This is a genomic window from Serratia sp. EC4, from assembly GCF_059652115.1.
This window is the reverse complement of the sequence record NZ_JBNIDE010000003.1, coordinates 356415-375581: the sequence shown is the minus strand read 5'-3', so window position 1 is coordinate 375581 and position 19167 is coordinate 356415. Positions and strand designations below refer to the sequence as shown.

Annotated in this window: 22 protein-coding genes; 17 read left to right on the top strand and 5 right to left on the bottom strand. The window is 58.3% G+C overall.

Going from position 1 to position 19167, the window contains the following annotated elements; all coding sequences use genetic code 11:
• Positions 1-445 precede the first annotated feature (445 nt).
• A complete protein-coding gene (rluC, locus tag ACP39K_RS12070; RefSeq protein ID WP_497008531.1) occupies positions 446-1405 on the top strand; it encodes a 23S rRNA pseudouridine(955/2504/2580) synthase RluC in 960 nt (319 codons plus the stop codon).
• Positions 1406-1411: 6 nt separating this feature from the next.
• Here rluC and ACP39K_RS12065 read toward each other — a convergent pair whose 3' ends face one another.
• On the bottom strand, positions 1412-1993 hold the full coding sequence (locus tag ACP39K_RS12065) for a Maf family protein (protein WP_497008530.1): 582 nt from the start codon (positions 1991-1993) through the stop codon (positions 1412-1414).
• Positions 1994-2134: 141 nt separating this feature from the next.
• On the opposite strand from ACP39K_RS12065, the gene yceD reads away from it, so the two are divergent.
• The 8 genes from yceD (at position 2135) to fabF (ending at position 8255) form a co-directional block, all read left to right on the top strand.
• A complete protein-coding gene (yceD, locus tag ACP39K_RS12060) occupies positions 2135-2656 on the top strand; it encodes a 23S rRNA accumulation protein YceD (protein WP_004927780.1) in 522 nt (173 codons plus the stop codon).
• 16 nt (positions 2657-2672) lie between these two features.
• The gene (gene rpmF / locus ACP39K_RS12055; protein ID WP_004927778.1) at positions 2673-2840 is read left to right on the top strand and encodes a 50S ribosomal protein L32; all 168 of its coding nucleotides are present in this window, start codon (positions 2673-2675) and stop codon (positions 2838-2840) included.
• Between the two features lie 11 nt (positions 2841-2851).
• Positions 2852-3886, top strand: a complete 1035-nt coding sequence (gene plsX / locus ACP39K_RS12050; protein ID WP_004928717.1) for a phosphate acyltransferase PlsX — start codon at positions 2852-2854, stop codon at positions 3884-3886.
• 6 nt (positions 3887-3892) lie between these two features.
• Positions 3893-4846 (top strand): beta-ketoacyl-ACP synthase III, encoded by a 954-nt coding sequence (locus ACP39K_RS12045; RefSeq protein WP_028128023.1) that lies wholly within the window; start codon positions 3893-3895, stop codon positions 4844-4846.
• 18 nt (positions 4847-4864) lie between these two features.
• Complete coding sequence (gene fabD, locus ACP39K_RS12040; RefSeq protein ID WP_015377451.1) at positions 4865-5794, top strand: ACP S-malonyltransferase; 930 nt, start codon at positions 4865-4867, stop codon at positions 5792-5794.
• A gap of 11 nt (positions 5795-5805) precedes the next feature.
• Entirely contained in the window at positions 5806-6540 is a 735-nt protein-coding gene (gene fabG, locus ACP39K_RS12035) for a 3-oxoacyl-ACP reductase FabG (protein ID WP_016928193.1), read from the top strand.
• 154 nt (positions 6541-6694) lie between these two features.
• The gene (gene acpP / locus ACP39K_RS12030; RefSeq protein WP_004719003.1) at positions 6695-6931 is read left to right on the top strand and encodes an acyl carrier protein; all 237 of its coding nucleotides are present in this window, start codon (positions 6695-6697) and stop codon (positions 6929-6931) included.
• Positions 6932-7013: 82 nt separating this feature from the next.
• The gene (fabF, locus tag ACP39K_RS12025) at positions 7014-8255 is read left to right on the top strand and encodes a beta-ketoacyl-ACP synthase II (protein ID WP_004928734.1); all 1242 of its coding nucleotides are present in this window, start codon (positions 7014-7016) and stop codon (positions 8253-8255) included.
• Positions 8256-8344: 89 nt separating this feature from the next.
• Here the strand turns inward: fabF and ACP39K_RS12020 are convergent, their stop codons facing one another.
• Positions 8345-8941, bottom strand: coding sequence for a hypothetical protein (locus ACP39K_RS12020; protein ID WP_497008529.1), 597 nt, complete (start codon positions 8939-8941; stop codon positions 8345-8347).
• A 117-nt stretch (positions 8942-9058) separates the two neighbouring features.
• Here ACP39K_RS12020 and pabC point away from each other — a divergent pair, with 117 nt between their 5' ends.
• The 6 genes from pabC to ptsG all read left to right on the top strand — a co-directional run bounded on the left by pabC (position 9059) and on the right by ptsG (position 15102).
• Positions 9059-9856: an aminodeoxychorismate lyase gene (gene pabC, locus ACP39K_RS12015; RefSeq protein WP_060444315.1), complete on the top strand. Its 798-nt coding sequence runs from the start codon at positions 9059-9061 to the stop codon at positions 9854-9856.
• Between the two features lie 13 nt (positions 9857-9869).
• A complete protein-coding gene (gene mltG / locus ACP39K_RS12010) occupies positions 9870-10895 on the top strand; it encodes an endolytic transglycosylase MltG (protein WP_497008528.1) in 1026 nt (341 codons plus the stop codon).
• A complete protein-coding gene (gene tmk / locus ACP39K_RS12005; protein ID WP_115115922.1) occupies positions 10885-11523 on the top strand; it encodes a dTMP kinase in 639 nt (212 codons plus the stop codon). Before mltG ends, tmk begins: the two co-directional genes overlap by 11 nt.
• Complete coding sequence (gene holB, locus ACP39K_RS12000; protein ID WP_197754719.1) at positions 11523-12530, top strand: DNA polymerase III subunit delta'; 1008 nt, start codon at positions 11523-11525, stop codon at positions 12528-12530. The genes tmk and holB overlap by 1 nt, the downstream gene beginning before the upstream one ends.
• A 19-nt stretch (positions 12531-12549) precedes the next feature.
• Positions 12550-13326 (top strand): metal-dependent hydrolase, encoded by a 777-nt coding sequence (locus ACP39K_RS11995; RefSeq protein WP_033640743.1) that lies wholly within the window; start codon positions 12550-12552, stop codon positions 13324-13326.
• Positions 13327-13668: 342 nt separating this feature from the next.
• Positions 13669-15102 carry a PTS glucose transporter subunit IIBC gene (gene ptsG, locus ACP39K_RS11990; protein ID WP_016928184.1) on the top strand — a complete coding sequence of 478 codons (1434 nt, stop codon included), beginning with the start codon at positions 13669-13671 and terminating at the stop codon, positions 15100-15102.
• Positions 15103-15158: 56 nt separating this feature from the next.
• Here the strand turns inward: ptsG and ACP39K_RS11985 are convergent, their stop codons facing one another.
• Together ACP39K_RS11985 and mntR are read right to left on the bottom strand one after the other, a co-directional pair.
• Entirely contained in the window at positions 15159-15524 is a 366-nt protein-coding gene (locus tag ACP39K_RS11985; protein ID WP_049191429.1) for a DUF4180 domain-containing protein, read from the bottom strand.
• A gap of 14 nt (positions 15525-15538) precedes the next feature.
• On the bottom strand, positions 15539-16009 hold the full coding sequence (gene mntR, locus ACP39K_RS11980) for a manganese-binding transcriptional regulator MntR (RefSeq protein WP_046686860.1): 471 nt from the start codon (positions 16007-16009) through the stop codon (positions 15539-15541).
• Between the two features lie 230 nt (positions 16010-16239).
• On the opposite strand from mntR, the gene ACP39K_RS11975 reads away from it, so the two are divergent.
• Positions 16240-17544 carry an Nramp family divalent metal transporter gene (locus tag ACP39K_RS11975; protein ID WP_048796991.1) on the top strand — a complete coding sequence of 435 codons (1305 nt, stop codon included), beginning with the start codon at positions 16240-16242 and terminating at the stop codon, positions 17542-17544.
• Positions 17545-17553: 9 nt separating this feature from the next.
• On the opposite strand, the gene ACP39K_RS11970 is transcribed toward ACP39K_RS11975, so the two are convergent.
• A complete protein-coding gene (locus tag ACP39K_RS11970) occupies positions 17554-18459 on the bottom strand; it encodes a LysR family transcriptional regulator (protein WP_497008527.1) in 906 nt (301 codons plus the stop codon).
• A 158-nt stretch (positions 18460-18617) separates the two neighbouring features.
• On the opposite strand from ACP39K_RS11970, the gene ACP39K_RS11965 reads away from it, so the two are divergent.
• Positions 18618-19136 carry a YybH family protein gene (locus ACP39K_RS11965; RefSeq protein ID WP_016928179.1) on the top strand — a complete coding sequence of 173 codons (519 nt, stop codon included), beginning with the start codon at positions 18618-18620 and terminating at the stop codon, positions 19134-19136.
• The last annotated feature ends 31 nt before the right edge of the window (positions 19137-19167 follow it).

Below are 19167 nucleotides of genomic sequence, written 5' to 3'. Positions count from 1 at the left end.
CACGGTTGTCGCCTGCATAGGGGCGCATTATCTCGGTAAGCCTGCTTTTCTTTGTGAAAGACAGCACTTTTACTAGGGGAATAGCCTCTGATTTACGTCGACAGATCTGATTCCATTTGCCGGCCAAGCTGCAACCCGCAGCCCGCTAATTGTTTGATTTCGCATTACGTCTTACGCCATTGCTGCGTTTTTGCGCGATCAGACAAATTTTATAATTCCACCGTTTTCCCTGTTTAACGAGAATCAACGCGGAAAGTGACTGCATTATTCCACTGCTGATGCCGTTATAGCAAGGTGACTTTTCCTTAACTGCGGAAGAAATCGCAAACGTTCAAATCGGCTTGCTGCCTTATTGTCCGCTGGGGTTTCGCCCGCCGTCAGAGAGACAGTTAAGCACAGAAAAAGATGTGGCGCTATTCACGCGCTCTATTTAGAATCCCGCACCATGAAAACGAACAATCCAGCAGTACAATTCATCACGATTTCCGACGACGAAGCCGGTCAGAGAATCGACAACTTTCTGCTCGCTCGCCTGAAAGGCGTGCCGAAGAGCATGATTTATCGCATCGTGCGTAAAGGCGAGGTGCGGGTCAATAAAGGGCGCATCAAGGTTGAATACAAATTGGCGGCCGGCGACGTGGTGCGCGTGCCGCCGGTGCGGGTGGCCGAGCGCGAAGAGACGCCGGTGTCGGCCAAGCTGGATAAGGTGGCCGCGCTGGCCGACTGTATTTTGTATGAAGACGACCACCTGCTGATCCTCAACAAGCCTTCCGGCACCGCAGTGCACGGCGGCAGCGGCCTGAGCTTCGGCGTGATCGAAGGGCTGCGCGCGCTGCGCCCGGAGGCTCGTTTCCTTGAACTGGTGCACCGGCTCGATCGCGATACCTCCGGCTTGCTGTTGGTGGCCAAGAAGCGTTCCGCGCTGCGTTCGCTGCATGAGCAACTGCGGCTGAAAGGCATGCAGAAAGATTATCTGGCGCTGGTGCGCGGCCAATGGCAATCGCACTGCAAGGCCGTACAGGCGCCGCTGCTGAAAAATATTCTGCAAAGCGGTGAACGCATCGTGCGCGTCAACAGCGAAGGCAAGCCTTCGGAAACCCGCTTCAAGGTGGAGGAGCGTTACGAATTCGCCACCCTGGTGAAGGCTAGCCCAATCACCGGGCGTACCCACCAGATCCGCGTGCACACTCTGCATGCCGGGCACCCGATCGCCTTTGACGACCGCTATGGCGACCGCGAGTTCGATCGCCAACTGGCGGGTACCGGCCTGAAGCGGCTGTTCCTGCACGCCGCGGCGCTGCGCTTCGAGCATCCGGCCACCGGCGAAACGATGCGCATCGAAGCGCCGATGGACGAAGAGCTGCGCCACTGTCTGCAGGTGCTGCGCCGGCAGGCGGCCAAGTAATCTGCGTCACCCCAGCGGGTTGATGCCTTCAGCCCGCAACATCTCCAACAGCGCGATCAACGGCAGGCCGATCAGGGCGTTCGGATCCCGGCCTTCCAGCTTGTCGAACAGCGCGATCCCCAATCCCTCGCTCTTGAAACTGCCTGCGCAGTTCAGCGGTTGCTCCAGACGCACATAGGCGGCGATCTCCGCTTCGCTCAGCGCGCGAAAATGCACGTGAAACGGCTCGCACAAGGCTTGCAGCTGCTTGCTGCGGCCGTTGTACAGCGCCAGGCCGGTATAGAAAGTCACGGCTTGGCCACTGGCCTGCCGCAGCTGCGCCCGGGCGTTTTCCTCGGTATGGGGCTTGCCGGTGATGTTGCCATCGATCACGCAGACCTGATCGGAGCCGATGATCAGATGCTCGGGATAGGCGAGGGCCAACGCCTGAGCCTTCGCCGCCGCCAGGCGCAGCACCAGCGCTTCCGCGCTTTCGCCGGGCAAGGGGGTTTCATCCACCTCCGGCGCGGCGCAGTCGAACGGCAGCTGCAGCTTCTCCAGCAGCATTTTTCGATAGGGGGAGGTGGAGGCTAAAAGCAATCTCTGCATAATTTTTTTCGCAAACCGTAGCGTAAATGGGTACGGCATTTTAAACTGTCGGCCGCTGTGGAAGCGAATATTGGTGAAAGGAGCCGTTTTACGGCCTTTTTCTTTGACTCTATGTCGTTACAAAGTTAATATGCGCGCCCTATGCAAAAGGTAAAATTACCCTTGACCATTGATGCGGTACGTACCGCTCAGAAACGCCTGGACTATGCTGGTGTCTATGCGCCTGAGCAGGTTACTCGTGTTGCCGACTCCGTGGTCAGTGTGGACAGTGATGTCGAGGTGTCGTTGTCGTTTAATATCGACAATCAACGCCTCGCGGTGATAACAGGGCATGCGGACGTCACGGTAACGTTGATGTGCCAACGCTGTGGAGTCCCGTTCGAACATCAGGTTCACACAACATATTGTTTTAGCCCGGTCGTCAATGATGAGCAGGCTGAGGCATTACCGGAAGCGTACGAACCGATCGAAGTTGACGAGTTTGGCGAAGTCGATCTGTTGGCAATGATTGAAGACGAAATTATTCTTTCACTGCCTGTCGTTCCGGTACATGAATCTGAACACTGTGAAGTGTCCGAAGCGGACATGGTATTTGGCCAACTGCCTCCAGAGGCGGAGAAACCGAATCCGTTTGCCGTATTAGCCAGTTTAAAGCGTAAGTAATTGAGGAGTAAGGTCCATGGCCGTACAACAGAATAAACCAACCCGTTCCAAGCGTGGCATGCGTCGTTCTCACGATGCTCTGACCACGACTACTCTGTCTGTAGACAAAGTATCCGGTGAAACTCACCGTCGTCACCACATCACTGCCGACGGTTTCTACCGCGGTCGCAAGGTTATCGGCTAAGTAGCGATACCTTGACTCGTCTAACCCTGGCGTTAGATGCAATGGGCGGGGACTTCGGTCCCTGCGTCACAGTGCCTGCTTCGTTGCAGGCACTGGCCTCTAATTTACAGCTTCATCTCCTGCTGGTCGGCAATCCCGACGTCATCTCTCCCTTGCTTGCCCACGCCGATCCGGTTCTTCTGGAGCGTCTGCAAGTCGTGCCCGCCGAGTCCGTGATCGCCGGCGACGCCAAACCTTCACAAGCGATACGCGCCAGCCGCGGCACGTCGATGCGCATTGCGCTCGAGCAGCTCAGCAGCGGAAACGCGCAGGGGTGCGTCAGCGCCGGCAATACCGGTGCGCTGATGGGATTGGCGAAGCTGTTGGTCAAGCCGCTGGAAGGCATCGAGCGCCCGGCGCTGATGACGGCGATCCCGAATCAGCAACGCAGCAAAACCGTGGTGCTGGATCTCGGCGCCAACGTCGAGTGCGACAGCACCATGCTGGTGCAGTTTGCCGTGATGGGGGCGGTGATGGCGGAAGAGGTGATCGGCATTGCGCAACCGCGGGTGGCGCTGCTGAATATTGGCGAAGAAGAGACCAAAGGCCTGGATAATATCCGCGAAGCGGCCGCTGTGCTAAAAAATACTCCGGCAATCAACTATATTGGTTACCTGGAAGGAAACGAACTGCTCACCGGCAAGACCGACGTGTTGGTTTGCGATGGCTTCGTGGGCAACGTCACCCTGAAAACCATGGAAGGGGTGGTCAGGGTGTTCTTATCGCTGTTGAAATCGTCCGGCGACGGAAACAAGCGAGCGTGGTGGTTGAAATTGTTGGGCCGTTGGTTGCAAAAACGGGTGGTTAAGCGGTTCGGCCACCTGAACCCCGACCAGTATAATGGCGCATGTCTGTTAGGATTGCGCAGCACCGTAGTCAAGAGCCACGGCGCTGCGAACCCTCACGCGTTTGCAGTCGCAATCGAACAGGCTGTGCAGGCGGTGCAGCGGCAAGTCCCGGAAAGGATTGCTGCGCGCCTTGAGGCTGTATTACCTAAGAGTGACTGATCGTACATGTATACAAAGATTCTCGGTACGGGGAGTTATTTGCCCGTACAAGTGCGCACCAATGCTGATTTGGAAAAAATGGTGGATACCTCTGACGAATGGATCGTCACGCGTACCGGTATCCGCGAACGTCGCATCGCCGCTGCGGATGAAACCGTTGCGACGATGAGCTTCCAGGCCGCTGAGAACGCGCTGGAAATGGCAGGTGTGGCTAAAGAAGACATTGGGCTTATCATCGTGGCGACCACCACGACCACTCACGCGTTCCCGAGCGCGGCGTGCCTGGTGCAGCAAATGCTGGGCATCAAAGACTGCGCGGCGTTCGATCTGGCTGCGGCCTGCGCCGGCTTTACTTATGCGCTCAGCGTGGCCGATCAGTACGTGAAAAACGGCGCGGTCAAACATGCGCTGGTTATCGGCGCGGACGTCTTGTCGCGCACGCTCGATCCTGAAGATCGCGGCACCATCATCCTGTTTGGCGATGGCGCGGGTGCGGTGGTGCTTGGGGCGTCTGAAGAGCCGGGCATTCTGTCTACCCATCTGCATGCCGACGGCAGCTACGGCAACCTGCTGACGCTGCCGTACAAGGATCGCCAGAATCAAGACAAGCCGGCCTATGTCACCATGGCGGGCAACGAAGTCTTCAAGGTTGCGGTCACCGAACTGGCGCGCATCGTCGACGAGACGTTGCAGGCCAACAACATGGACCGCAGCGAGCTGGATTGGCTGGTGCCGCACCAGGCCAACCTGCGCATCATCAGCGCAACGGCGAAAAAACTGGGCATGGGGATGGACAAAGTGGTGGTGACGCTCGATCGTCACGGCAACACCTCTGCCGCCTCGGTGCCTTCCGCACTGGACGAAGCCGTGCGCGACGGGCGAATTCAGCGTGGTCAACTGGTGCTGTTGGAAGCCTTCGGCGGCGGCTTTACCTGGGGCTCGGCGCTGGTTCGTTTCTGATTTGGACAGGAAGAAAAAATGACGCAATTTGCTTTTGTTTTCCCGGGCCAGGGGTCGCAGACCGTTGGCATGCTGGCCGAGTTGGCCGCACAGTTCCCGATCGTCGAAGAAACCTTCGGCGAGGCTTCTTCCGCCCTGGGTTACGACCTGTGGCAGCTGGTGCAGCAAGGTCCGGCGGAAGAACTGAACAAAACCTGGCAGACCCAACCGGCTCTGTTGGCCGCTTCGGTGGCGATTTTCCGCGTGTGGCAGCAGCAGGGCGGTAAAGCGCCTGCGCTGATGGCTGGCCACAGCCTGGGCGAGTACTCGGCGCTGGTCTGCGCCGGCGTGCTGGACTTCAAGGCGGCGATCCGTCTGGTCGAGCTGCGCGGCAAGCTGATGCAGGAAGCGGTGCCGGAAGGCACCGGCGCGATGTACGCCATCATCGGTCTGGACAACGACGCGATCGCCAAGGCGTGTGAAGAGTCCGCACAGGGGCAGGTGGTTTCTCCGGTCAACTTCAACTCGCCGGGCCAGGTGGTCATCGCCGGCAACAAAGAAGCGGTTGAACGTGCGGGCGCCGCCTGCAAAGCCGCCGGAGCCAAACGTGCGCTGCCGCTGCCGGTGAGCGTGCCTTCGCACTGCGCGCTGATGAAACCGGCCGCCGACAAGCTGGCCGTAGCGCTGCAGGACATCACTTTCAACGCGCCGCAGGTGCCGGTGGTGAACAACGTCGACGTGCGCACCGAAAACGATCCTGAAGCGATCCGCAGCGCGCTGGTGCGTCAGCTGTACAGCCCGGTGCGTTGGACCGAGAGCGTAGAATTTATCGCAGCACAGGGAGTGACGTCGCTGCTGGAAGTGGGGCCGGGCAAAGTGCTGACCGGTCTGACTAAACGTATTGTTGACACCCTGACGGCTGCGGCGGTGAACGACACCGCCAGCCTGTCGGCGGCGCTTGAACAATAAAGAGGAAAATGATGAGCTTCGAAGGTAAAATCGTTCTGGTCACCGGCGCAAGCCGCGGTATTGGCCGAGCCATTGCAGAAACGTTTGTGGCACGCGGCGCCAAAGTGATCGGCACCGCGACCAGCGAGAGCGGCGCTGAAGCGATCAGCAGCTACCTGGGCGCAAACGGCAAAGGGTTTATGTTGAACGTTGTTGATGCGCAATCTATCGACAGCGTGCTGGCATCGATTCGCGCCGAATTTGGCGAAATCGACATTTTAGTGAATAATGCCGGCATCACGCGTGATAACCTGCTGATGCGTATGAAGGATGATGAGTGGGAGGATATCCTCGACACTAACCTGACTTCCGTATTCCGCCTGTCAAAAGCGGTAATGCGCGCTATGATGAAAAAGCGGTTTGGCCGTATCATCACCATCGGTTCCGTTGTCGGCACCATGGGGAACGCAGGGCAGGCGAACTACGCGGCGGCTAAAGCCGGTCTGATTGGTTTTAGCAAATCTTTGGCACGTGAAGTTGCTTCGCGTGGCATTACGGTCAACGTCGTGGCACCTGGCTTTATTGAGACGGACATGACACGGGCGTTGACAGATGATCAACGTGCAGGCATTTTGTCATCAGTTCCAGCCAACCGGCTGGGCGATGCTAAAGAAATCGCCAGCGCTGTTGCATTTTTGGCCTCTGATGAGGCCGGCTATATCACCGGTGAAACGTTACATGTCAATGGCGGCATGTACATGATTTAAAAAATGTGAAAACCATTTGCGTTATTTGAGGCAAAAACCGCAAAATAGCGTAAAATCGTGGTTTGACCAGCCGGGATTTAGTTGCATCTTTTTCAGCATTTTATACACTACGAAAACCATCGCGAAAGCGAGTTTTGATAGGAAATTTAAGAGTATGAGCACTATCGAAGAACGCGTTAAGAAAATCATTGTTGAGCAACTGGGTGTTAAACAGGAAGAAGTTTTGAACAACGCTTCTTTCGTTGAAGATCTGGGCGCTGATTCTCTTGACACCGTTGAGCTGGTAATGGCACTGGAAGAAGAATTCGACACCGAGATTCCAGACGAAGAAGCTGAGAAGATCACTACTGTTCAGGCAGCTATTGATTTCATCAACGCTAGCCAGCAGTAAGAGAACATATCTAGGCGGTCGTTCGACCGCCTAAGTTTTTTCTATCCCTAGTGTCATATTTTTCCCTCCCTGGAGGACAAACGTGTCTAAGCGTCGAGTAGTTGTGACCGGACTGGGCATGTTGTCTCCTGTCGGCAATACGGTAGAGTCCACGTGGAACGCTCTTCTTGCCGGTCAGAGTGGCATCAGCCTGATCGACCATTTCGATACCACTGCCTATGCGACCAAGTTTGCTGGCCTGGTAAAGAATTTTAATTCTGAGGATTTCATCTCTCGCAAAGATGCGCGCAAGATGGACGCCTTTATCCAGTACGGTATCGCTGCCGGCATGCAAGCCATGCAGGATGCTGGCCTGGACATCACCGAGGCTAACGCCACCCGCATTGGAGCCGCGATCGGTTCCGGCATCGGCGGCCTGGGTTTGATCGAAGAAAACCACAGTTCACTGGTTAACGGTGGCCCACGGAAAATCAGTCCGTTCTTCGTGCCATCCACCATCGTGAATATGATTGCAGGCCACCTGACAATCATGTACGGCATGCGTGGCCCAAGCATTTCCATCGCCACCGCCTGTACTTCAGGTGTGCACAACATCGGCCATGCGGCGCGTATCATTGCCTACAATGATGCGGACGTGATGCTAGCCGGTGGGGCAGAGAAAGCCAGCACCCCATTGGGCGTCGGCGGCTTTGGCGCAGCGCGCGCCCTGTCCACCCGTAATGACAACCCGCAGGCGGCGAGCCGTCCGTGGGATAAAGACCGCGACGGCTTCGTGCTGGGCGACGGCGCCGGCATGATGGTGCTCGAAGAGTACGAACATGCGAAAAAACGCGGCGCGAAAATCTACGCCGAAGTGGTTGGCTTTGGGATGAGCAGCGACGCTTATCACATGACGTCGCCACCGGAAAACGGCGCGGGCGCTGCGCTGGCGATGGAAAATGCCCTGCTTGACGCCGGTGTGACCCCGTCACAAATCGGTTACATCAACGCACACGGCACCTCTACGCCGGCGGGCGACCAGGCGGAAGCGCAGGCGGTGAAATCCGTGTTCGGCGCCGATGCAGAGCGCGTGCTGGTGAGCTCGACCAAATCGATGACCGGCCACCTGTTGGGCGCGGCGGGCGCGATCGAGTCCATCTTCACCGTGCTGGCGCTGCGCGATCAGGCGGTACCGCCAACCATCAACCTGGATAACCCGGATGAAGGTTGCGATCTGGACTTCGTGCCCCACGAAGCGCGCCAGGTCAGCGATATGGAGTACACCCTGTGTAACTCCTTCGGCTTCGGCGGAACCAACGGCTCGCTGATCTTCCGCCGAGTGTAACTCGCGCTGTTGAACGCTGATGAAAAGCCCGGTTTTTAACCGGGCTTTTTTACGCGTACAACTTGATGGAGAGGGGCATCTGCAGGGGGCTATTTTATATTTTTCGCCGCTTGCAACACGGATTGATTGCCGAGTGTAGCCTGCCACATCTCGAATTGAGTACGCCATTCTTCGAAGGGGGCGCCCAGTGAGCGCGGGTCGCCACTCATGGAATAAGCCATGCCCTCAATCAGCCATGAAGGCTTGGTCAACATGGCGAGATTACCGAAGGATTCTGCCTGCCGATAGTGGATCATTTCATGCGTTAAGTAGAACGCTGTCCAACCGCGTGGTGCAACAATCAGACCGAGATCACCGATCGCAGCGGCGGCTCGTTTTCCCATGCCGAACATCTCGGCGCAGGCTGCTGCGCTGCAGAACACGACTCGAGGGCTGCCGATAAATAGTCCGACGGCGTTACTGGCGTGCGCATAGCCGGTTCGATAAAGCTTTTGAGCATCTACTAATTTTGCGACATCATCCGTGCAGAGGGTTGCTGTTGGGCATGTTATTCCCGGCAGCAATGAGGGGAAGGCAACGCGCAGCGGCTTTATGGTCAGCAGCCCGGCAGTTATCAGAATGGTAAATAAAATTATAATTATTGATAATATTTTTTGTATTTCATGCGGATAGCCTAATTTTTCCAATGAGCTACCATAACACCAGCCGAGCTGGATGATAAGTGGTCATATTGAGCGCTTTTGCATTAACGGCCGCCTGCTATTCTGCGAGCGTAATAAAATTACCCGGCAACAGGAGGATGCATGTACTGGATTAACGGACAACGCCACGATGCGCTGGCGCCGAGCGATCGCGGCCTGCAGTTCGGCGATGGCTGTTTTACGACTGCCCGGGTTATCGACGGTAAAATCGAGCTGCTGCCCTGGCATCTGGAGCGGCTGCAGCAAGCGGCGCAGCGGCTGATGCTGCCCGCCACCGATTGGCCGGCTTTCGAGCGCGAGATGGCGCAGGCGGCCGAATCAATTCCGCTCGGCGTGGTCAAAGCGATACTGACGCGCGGCAGCGGCGGGCGGGGTTACAGCCCGACCGGGTGCGAAAACCCGACGCGCATCGTGGCCCGCAGCAGCTACCCTGCGCACTATTTGCAGTGGCGCGAACAGGGCATTACGCTTGCGCTCAGCCCGGTAGCGCTGGCGCGCAATCCGCTGCTGGCGGGGTTGAAGCATTTGAACCGCCTGGAGCAGGTGCTGATCCGCGCGCATCTTGACCAGACGGCCGCCGACGAGGCGCTGGTGCTTGACACTGCCGGTATGCTGGTGGAATGCTGTGCGGCTAATTTGTTCTGGCGTAAGGGAAAAGCGGTATTCACCCCGGATCTGAGCCAGGCGGGCGTCGCGGGCCTGATGCGGCGGCGAGTGATCGCGCTGCTGGCGGGCTCGGAATACCGTCTGCACTGCGTCAGTGAACCGCTGGAGACGCTGGCCGATGCCGACGAAGTCCTGGTGAGCAATGCGCTGATGCCGTTGCTGCCGGTAAACGCTGCGCAATCATGGCGTTATGCTTCACGTCAGCTGTATGATTTTTTGCGTCCACACTGTTAACCATGGCTAATTGATGAAGAAAAGAAAGCTGAAGGTCCTGTCTGTTATTGTTGTTCTGGTATTGGCGCTGTTGTTTTGGGGCTACCAGAAGATCGAACGCTTTGCCGATACGCCACTGGCTATCCAACAAGAAACCATCTTCAAACTGCCGGCCGGCACTGGCCGGGTAGCGCTCGAAGGGTTACTGGTGCGCGATAAATTGGTGCACAATGGCCGCTGGTTCCAGTGGCTGCTGAAGCTGGAGCCGGAGCTGGCGGAATTTAAAGCCGGTACCTACCGGTTCACGCCGGGCATGACGGTGCGCCAGATGCTGAAACTGTTGGCCAGCGGCAAAGAGGCGCAGTTCACCGCACGCTTTATCGAAGGCTCACGCCTGCGTGACTGGCAGCAGGTGTTGCAGCAGTCCAAATACCTGAAACACACCCTGGCGGGCAAGAGCGAAGCGGAGATCGCCGCTGCGCTCGGCATTCCTGCGGGAGAAACCCCGGAAGGGCATTTGTACCCGGATACCTATCAGTATACCGCCGGCATGAGCGACATCGCGCTGTTCAAACGCGCGCACGTGCGCATGAACAAAGCGCTGCAGGCCGCCTGGGCCGGCCGCGACACCAGCCTGCCGTACAAAAAGCCGGAAGAGCTGCTGACCATGGCTTCGATCGTCGAGAAAGAGACCGCCGTGCCGGAAGAGCGCAGCAAGGTAGCGTCGGTGTTCGTCAACCGCTTGCGCATCGGCATGCGTCTGCAGACTGATCCGACGGTGATCTACGGCATGGGCGAAAGCTATAATGGCAACATCACGCGCAAGGATCTGGAGACGCCGACGCCTTACAACACCTATGTGATCGCCGGCCTGCCGCCAACGCCGATCGCCATGCCGGGTGAGGCCTCGTTGCAGGCGGCCGCCAATCCGGCCAAAACGCCATATCTCTATTTTGTCGCCGACGGCAAGGGTGGGCATACCTTCACCACCAATCTGGCGAGCCATAACCAGGCGGTGCGCGTGTACCGTCAGGCGTTAAAGGAAAAGAATGAAAAGTAAATTCGTTGTAATTGAAGGGCTGGAAGGTGCGGGCAAAACCACCGCGCGCGATACGGTGGTCAATGTGCTGCGTGAACATGGCATCAACGATATCGTCTTCACCCGTGAGCCCGGCGGCACGCCGCTGGCGGAGAAGCTGCGCGATCTGTTCAAGCGCGGCATCGACGGCGAATTGCCGACCATCAAGGCCGAAGTCTTGATGCTGTACGCTGCGCGCGTACAGCTGGTGGAAACCGTGATCAAACCCGCCCTGGCACGCGGCGCCTGGGTGGTGGGCGATCGCCACGATCTCTCTTCACAGGCTTACCAGGGCGGCGGCCGCGGTGTGGATCCGCAGCTGATGACCTCGCTGCGCGACACCGTGCTGGGGGATTTCCGCCCGGATTTGACGGTCTATCTCGATCTGCCGCCGCTGGTCGGCCTGCAACGCGCGCAGGCGCGTGGCCAGCTGGATCGCATCGAACAGGAGGCGCTGCCGTTCTTCGAACGCACCCGCGCTCGCTATCTCGAGCTGGCGGCGCAGGATGAAACCATCGTCACCGTCGACGCCGCCCAGACGCTGGAGCAGGTGACCGCGGCGATCCGCGACTGCGTCGGCCACTGGCTGCGGCAGCAGGAAGGCGCATAATGAACTGGTACCCGTGGCTGAACGGCCCTTATCGCCAGCTGATTGGGCAGTACGCTGAGGGCCGTGGCCATCATGCGCTGCTGCTGCACGCGGCGGCGGGCAATGGTGACGATGCGCTGGCCTACGGCTTGAGCCGCTGGTTGATCTGCCAACAGCGCAACGGCGAAAAAAGCTGCGGCGAGTGTCACAGCTGCCGGCTGATGCTGGCGGGCAACCACCCGGATTATCATGTGCTGGCGCCGGAAAAGGGCAAGAGCAGCCTGGGTATCGAACCGATTCGCCAGGTGATTGAAACGCTGTACGCTCACGCTCAACAGGGCGGCGCCAAGGTGATTTGGCTGCCGCAGGCGGAACAGCTGACCGAGGCGGCGGCCAACGCGCTGTTGAAAACGCTGGAAGAGCCGCCGGAGAAAACCTATTTTCTGCTGGGTTGCCGTGAGCCGTCGCGGCTGATGGCGACGTTGCGCAGCCGCTGCCTGTACTGGCATTTGGCCAGCCCGGATGAACAACTCAGCCTGCAGTGGCTGAGCCGGCAGGCGGCCGGCTCTCAGACGGACCGCCTCACGGCGCTGCGCCTGCACGACGGCGCGCCGCTGGCCGCCGAACAGCTGTTGCAGCCGCAGCAGTGGCAGCAGCGCAGCGTGCTGTGCGCCGCCTTGAGCGCCGCGCTGCCGCAGCGCGATATGCTGTCGCTGCTGCCGGCGCTGAACCATGAAGACGTCGCCGAGCGCCTGCACTGGCTGTGCGCGCTGCTGGTGGACGCCATGAAGTGGCAGCAGGGCGCGCATCACTATGTATTGAATCAGGATCAGCAGCCGCTGGTGCATCAGTTGGCCAGCCTGCTGAGCAGTGCCTCGCTGCAACAGATCGTGCAGCAGTGGTTGAACTGCCGCCATCAGCTGCTCAGCGTGGTGGGCGTCAACCGCGAGCTGCTGCTGACCGAACAGTTACTTCGCTGGGAACAGATGCTTGGCGCCGCCGGCTATTCCCACCCTCACTCGCTGTAAAGTTAAAGAGTTAAACATTATGTTGTTAGTCGATTCTCATTGCCACCTTGACAGTCTGGATTATCAGACGCTGCACCAGAATGTGGACGACGCGCTGGCCAAGGCCAAAGCGCGCGACGTCGGCTATGTGCTGGCGGTCGCCACCACGTTGCCGGGTTACCGTTCCATGACCGAACTGATCGGCCAGCGCAACGACGTGGCCTTCTCGTGCGGGGTGCATCCGCTCAATCTGGAAGAGGGCTATGATTACGCCGAACTGCGTCACCTGGCGGCGGCGGAGCAGGTGGTGGCGCTGGGAGAGACCGGGCTCGATTACTTCTACCAGAAAGACAACCTTGAGCTGCAGCAGGACTCTTTCCGCGAACATATCCGCATTGGCCGGGATCTGAACAAGCCGGTGATCGTCCACACCCGCGATGCGCGCGCGGACACGCTGGCGATCCTGCGTGAAGAGAATGCACAGGACTGCGGCGGCGTGCTGCACTGCTTCACCGAAGATCTGGCCACGGCCGAAGCCCTGTTGGATCTGGGCTTCTACATCTCTTTCTCCGGTATCGTCACCTTCCGCAATGCCGAACAGCTGCGCGAAGTGGCGCGTTATGTGCCTCTGGATCGCATTTTGGTGGAAACCGACTCGCCGTACCTGGCGCCGGTGCCGCATCGCGGCAAAGAAAACCAACCCGCCTATGTGCGTGATGTGGCTGAATACATGGCGGTATTGAAGGGCGTTAGCCTGGAACAACTGGCCGAAGCCACCACCGCCAACTTTTCACGCTTATTTCACCTCGATCTGTGATCTTTGACCTAGGCTATAGCTGTAGGTCATTGTCTGCGTAATTTTTTTTAAGCTCGTAATTAATCACTGAAACGGGTAAGGTTCCCTCCCGTTTCAAGGTGGTTGGCGCGCGTTTTTTGCTCTGTTTTGCCAAAAAAACGCCGATTTTTGCAAAGTTGCGCGGCTCGATCATCGAAACGTGATTGTCATCAAACATTGCGCAGGTTATTTATTTTACTCTGCGTAATAAATTCAAGGGGTGCTCAGACACCCTGAATTGCAGGGGTTTTTCTCCCCCCCTTGCAGCGCGAATCATCGCGACAAGAAGTAGCAAAGCATTATTACTCAGGAGCACACTCAACTATGTTCAAGAACGCATTTGCAAACCTGCAAAAAGTAGGTAAATCGCTCATGCTGCCGGTGTCCGTGTTGCCTATCGCAGGTATCCTGCTGGGCGTCGGCTCCGCCAACTTTAGCTGGCTACCTGCGGTAGTCTCCCACGTGATGGCGGAAGCGGGCGGTTCGGTCTTCGCCAATATGCCGCTGATTTTCGCCATCGGCGTCGCTCTGGGCTTCACCAACAACGACGGCGTTTCCGCGCTGGCGGCGGTGGTGGCTTACGGCATCATGGTGAAAACCATGGCGGTGGTTGCGCCGCTGGTGCTGCACCTGCCGGCTGAAGAGATTGCGGCCAAACACCTGGCGGATACCGGCGTGCTCGGGGGGATTATCTCCGGCGCCATCGCGGCCTATATGTTCAACCGCTTCTTCCGCATTCAACTGCCGGAATACCTGGGCTTCTTTGCCGGTAAGCGTTTCGTGCCGATCATTTCCGGTCTGGCGGCGATCGTTCTGGGCGTAGTGCTGTCCTTCATCTGGCCGCCGATCGGTACGGCTATCCAGACCTTCTCGCAGTGGGCGGCTTATCAGAACCCGGTCGTGGCCTTCGGCATTTACGGCGTGGTTGAGCGTGCTCTGGTGCCGTTCGGTCTGCACCACATCTGGAACGTGCCGTTCCAAATGCAAATCGGTGAATTCACCAACGCGGCGGGCCAGGTGTTCCACGGCGACATCCCTCGCTACATGGCGGGTGACCCAACCGCGGGCAAACTGTCCGGCGGCTTCCTGTTCAAAATGTACGGTCTGCCTGCTGCGGCCATCGCCATCTGGCACTCGGCCAAGCCGGAAAACCGCGCGAAAGTCGGCGGCATCATGATCTCCGCCGCGCTGACCTCGTTCCTGACCGGTATCACCGAGCCGATCGAGTTCTCCTTCATGTTCGTTGCGCCGATCCTGTACGTGATCCACGCTATCCTGGCCGGTCTGGCGTTCCCAATCTGCATCCTGTTGGGCATGCGTGACGGCACCAGCTTCTCGCACGGCCTGATCGACTTTATCGTACTGAGCGGCAACAGCAGCAAAATCTGGCTGTTCCCAATCGTCGGCATCGTCTACGGTCTGGTGTACTACACCATCTTCCGCGTGCTGATCGCCAAGCTGGATCTGAAAACCCCTGGCCGTGAAGACACCGCTGCCGAGCAGACTGCGCAGGGCGGTTCCGAAATGTCCGCGGCGCTGGTTCAGGCCTTCGGCGGTAAAGAAAACATCACTAACCTGGATGCTTGTATCACCCGTCTGCGCGTCAGCGTGGCCGACGTGTCCAAAGTCGACCAGGCGGGCCTGAAGAAACTGGGCGCAGCCGGCGTAGTCGTCGCTGGCTCCGGCGTGCAGGCCATCTTCGGCACCAAGTCCGACAACCTGAAAACCGATATGGACGAATACATCCGTAATCACTGATTCAGGCAGGGGAGTTACCAAGGGAGGCGTAAGCCTCCCTTTTTTATTGCCTGTCGTCAGGCGCCAAGGCGCTGTTCGAGTTCGGCGAGAGAAGGGAGGAACCAGACCTGTTCGCCGCGGTTGGCTTCGCGCACAAGGTCTTGCAGCGCGTTGCTTTGCGCTAACCAGGGGGTGATATCGCCCAGCAGCGCCACGCGCAGGCGGTAGTTGATGAATTTCTGCAATACGGCGCCGGCAATGCCGCTTTTGAGCTGGAAAAAGGCGGCGTCGAGGCGGTTGACAGGGAGGGCGATCATCCCGGCCTCGTGTTCAAAGGCGGGCGCGATAAACAGGCTGACGTCGTTTTCGTCTTTCAGCAGCGGCCCCGCTTCGGCGAACACCACCAGGCGCAGGTCGTGGACTTGCAGCACGGCATAGCTCATCGGCGCTCCGGGAGTCAGGGGTTGGCATGTTTTTGCAGGTAATGCTCGAACACCGCCAGCGTTTCGTCCGAGATATGGTGTTCAATCCCTTCGCTGTCCAGCTCGGCGGTTTCGCTCGGCACCCCGAGGCACATCAGCAGATCGACCACGATGCGGTGACGGCGGCGCACCTTCTGCGCTAGCTGCTCGCCTTCTTCCGTTAGAAACACCCCGCGATAAGGGCGCGATTCCACTAACCCGGCGCTTTTCAGCCGCGCGATATTTTTGATCGCCGTCGGGTGAGACACGCCGAAGCGGCGCGCGATATCGGTGGTTCTGGCTTCGCGGGTGCTTTGCAGCAAATCGGCGATCAGCTCAACGTAATCTTCGATCAGCGCATTGGACTGCGCTTCGCGGGCGCGGCTAAAACGCAGGGCGTGCTCGGCCTCGTCCGGCATGTCGGTCTGGGCGTGGCGGTCGGCGTTATCTGGCGCGCGGGTAACCATAGCGTGGGGCGTCCTGTAAGCATAAGAATGGCGTCTCCCGGTAATGCGGGGAGGGTTGCCCTAAGTTAGTCCAAATAGCACACATTATCAATTCGATGCCACGCATTGTGGTAGTTAGAAATATCTCTACACAAAGCCCATTAATTTTGCCTGTTGCATAAAGTGTAGCCGATGCTACATTGTCAGCATGATCGGTGGAAAAATAACCAGCAAAAGATTAAGGGTACTTCATGCGAGACGCGGCTACTCCCTCATCGTTAACCGAACGGACCAACATCGCGATTGGCGCCGCCCTTGCCGGACGCAAGCGCGGCGCCTTTACGCCGTTGCTGTTCGCCGGCCCGGCGGTGATTGCCTCGATCGCCTATATGGACCCCGGTAATTTCGCCACCAACATTCAGGCCGGGGCGAAATACGGCTACAGCCTGCTGTGGGTGGTGGTGATGGCCAACCTGATCGCCATGCTGTTTCAGGCGCTGTCGGCCAAACTGGGCATCGTCACCAACCGCAATCTGGCGGAAATGTGCCGCGACCAGTTTTCACGGCCGGTGGTGATCGGCATGTGGCTGCTCAGCGAAGTGGCGGCGATGGCCACTGATTTGGCGGAGTTTCTCGGCGGGGCGATTGCGCTGGCGCTGCTGTTCCATATGCCGCTGCTGGCGGGGATGGGGGTGACGGCGGTGATCACCTATGCGCTGTTGATGGTGGAAAAGAAAGGTTTCCGCCCGGTCGAGCTGATGATCGGCGGCCTGGTGGGCATCATCGCGCTGTGCTATCTGGTGGAGATGTTCATCGTGCCGGTAGACTGGCAGGCGGCCGGCATCGGCATGGTGACGCCGCAGTTGCCGGATGCCCAGGCGCTGACCATCGCCGTCGGCATTATCGGCGCCACCGTGATGCCGCACGCCATTTTCCTGCACTCGGGATTGACCCAGCACCGCAGCCCGGCCAGCGACAACGGCGAGCGGCGCAAGCTGCTGCGTTTTTCCAATATTGAAGTGGTGATCGCGCTGGCGCTGGCCGGGCTGGTGAATATTGCGATGGTGATCATGGCCTCGAGCGCCTTCCACGCCGGTAACAGCGACGTGGCCGAAATTGGCACCGCCTACCATACGCTGACGCCGCTGTTCGGCGCGGCGGCGGCCGGCATCTTCCTTGCGTCGCTGATCGCCTCCGGCATTTCCAGCTCGGTGGTGGGCACCATGGCCGGGCAAATGATCATGCAGGGCTTCGTCGGTTTCCGTATCCCGGTGTGGGTACGCCGCCTGGTCACCATGGTGCCGGCGTTTATCGTGGTGGCGATGGGCGTCAACGCCACCGACGCGCTGGTCTACAGCCAGGTGGTGTTGAGCCTGGCGCTGCCGGCGCCGATGATCGCGTTGGTGATGTTCACCCGTCGCCGCGACATCATGGGCGAGTTCGCCAACGGCCGCTGGACCAGTCTGGCGGCGGTGGTCGGCACGGTGGTGATCGTGCTGCTCAACGGGGTGTTGCTGCTGCAGACTTTCGGCGTCGATATCCCTGGACTGGGGTGAGGCGCGCGCTCAGGGCCTGGCGAATTTGTCGGTGAACAGCTCGCTGATGAAGTCGACGAAGACCCGAATTTTGTGGCTGCGATCCCGCAGGCGCGGATAGAGAATATTGATCGGCGCCCCTGTGGGCGCCCATTCCTGCAGTATCGGCTCCAATTCCCCTGTCTTCAGATAATTTTCCAGCGTGCAATCCAGCAAGTAAACCAGGCCGAGGTGATTCCTGGCAACCTCGCACAGCGATTGAGAATGGTTGAAGCTCAGCAGCGGGCTGGGCGCCAGAGAGTAGCGTTCGTCGCCGCGAATGAACTGCCAGTCGTCCGCCGCCGCTGCGCCTGAACGCATAAATCCCAGCCGCTGATGCTGTTGCAGCTGTTCCGGGTGTTCCGGCCGGCCATGGCGCGCAAAATAATCGGGCGACGCACAGCACAGGTAGCGTGGTTGCAGCAATTGACGGCTGACCATCTCGGGGATGTCGCCGGCGCCGATGCGAATAAATACGTCGGCGCGATCTTCCGCCGGATTGACCAGGCGATCGCTAACCGACACGCTGAGCTGCAACTCCGGGTATTGCGCCAAAAAAGCCGGCAGCGCCGGGGCGATATGCATGCTGCTCAGCATTGAGGCTATCTCAACCCGCAGCGGTCCGCGCGGTTGTTCAAAGTCACCCGACATGTCGTTTTTCAGCTGGTCAAACTGCCGCAGTATCTCTTGCGCGGTGCGATAGCAACACTCCCCGGCGCTGGTCAGCGAGAAGCGCCGGGTTGAACGCTTGAAGAGGGACTGCCCGAACTGTTTTTCAAGCTGATTGATGCTGTACGTGACGCTGGCTGGGGAGAGCCCCATTTTGGTTGCCGCCTGGCTGAATCCCTCCATTTCCACCACCTGGCAGAACACGCGCAACGCATGCAGTTCGTTCATGTTAACAGCTTCCATTATTTAAATTATTAAAAGAGTATTTTTAAATATGCCGGCTGTCAATTTAACGCGGCATTGGATAATTTATTTTAAGCGTTTTTATTTATCTGAAATCGCATCCTTTATTGCCATAATTAAATAACGCCGAAGAGGATATTTATATGAAAAAGTTAACTGCCGTATTGTTATTGGCGGGCGCGGGTTTGTGCGGCCAAACTTATGCCGCAAGCAGCGAGGCCGTACCGCAACGTTACAGGGTTTCCGCAGAGGCGGGCGTCGCGGCAGAGCAGAAGGCGGTGTATGAGCTGATAAACCGCTACCAGACAGCGCTTAACGCCGGCGACACACAAACGATTTTGTCACTTTTTGCGCCAGAAAGTTACTCGCAATGGAACGAAAAACCGACGGCGGACAGCAATGAAAAGCGCCGCCAACAATATGACAACTTATTTAAAAACGAGAAATTTGAAACCGAGTTTGCTTATGACAGCGTCAGCGTGAACGGTAATATGGCCTATGTGCGAACGCACCATCATCGCGGCGCAACGGTCACCCGAATAAGCGACGGCGCCACCCTGATCGATTTAAACCGTGAAGTATTTGTATTGGAGAAACAGCAGGGCCAATGGAAGATCGTGGTCTACACCTTTAATACCAATCCGATTCAAGGGGTGAGCTGATAAGGACAGATAAAGGCCGCGCAAGCGGCCT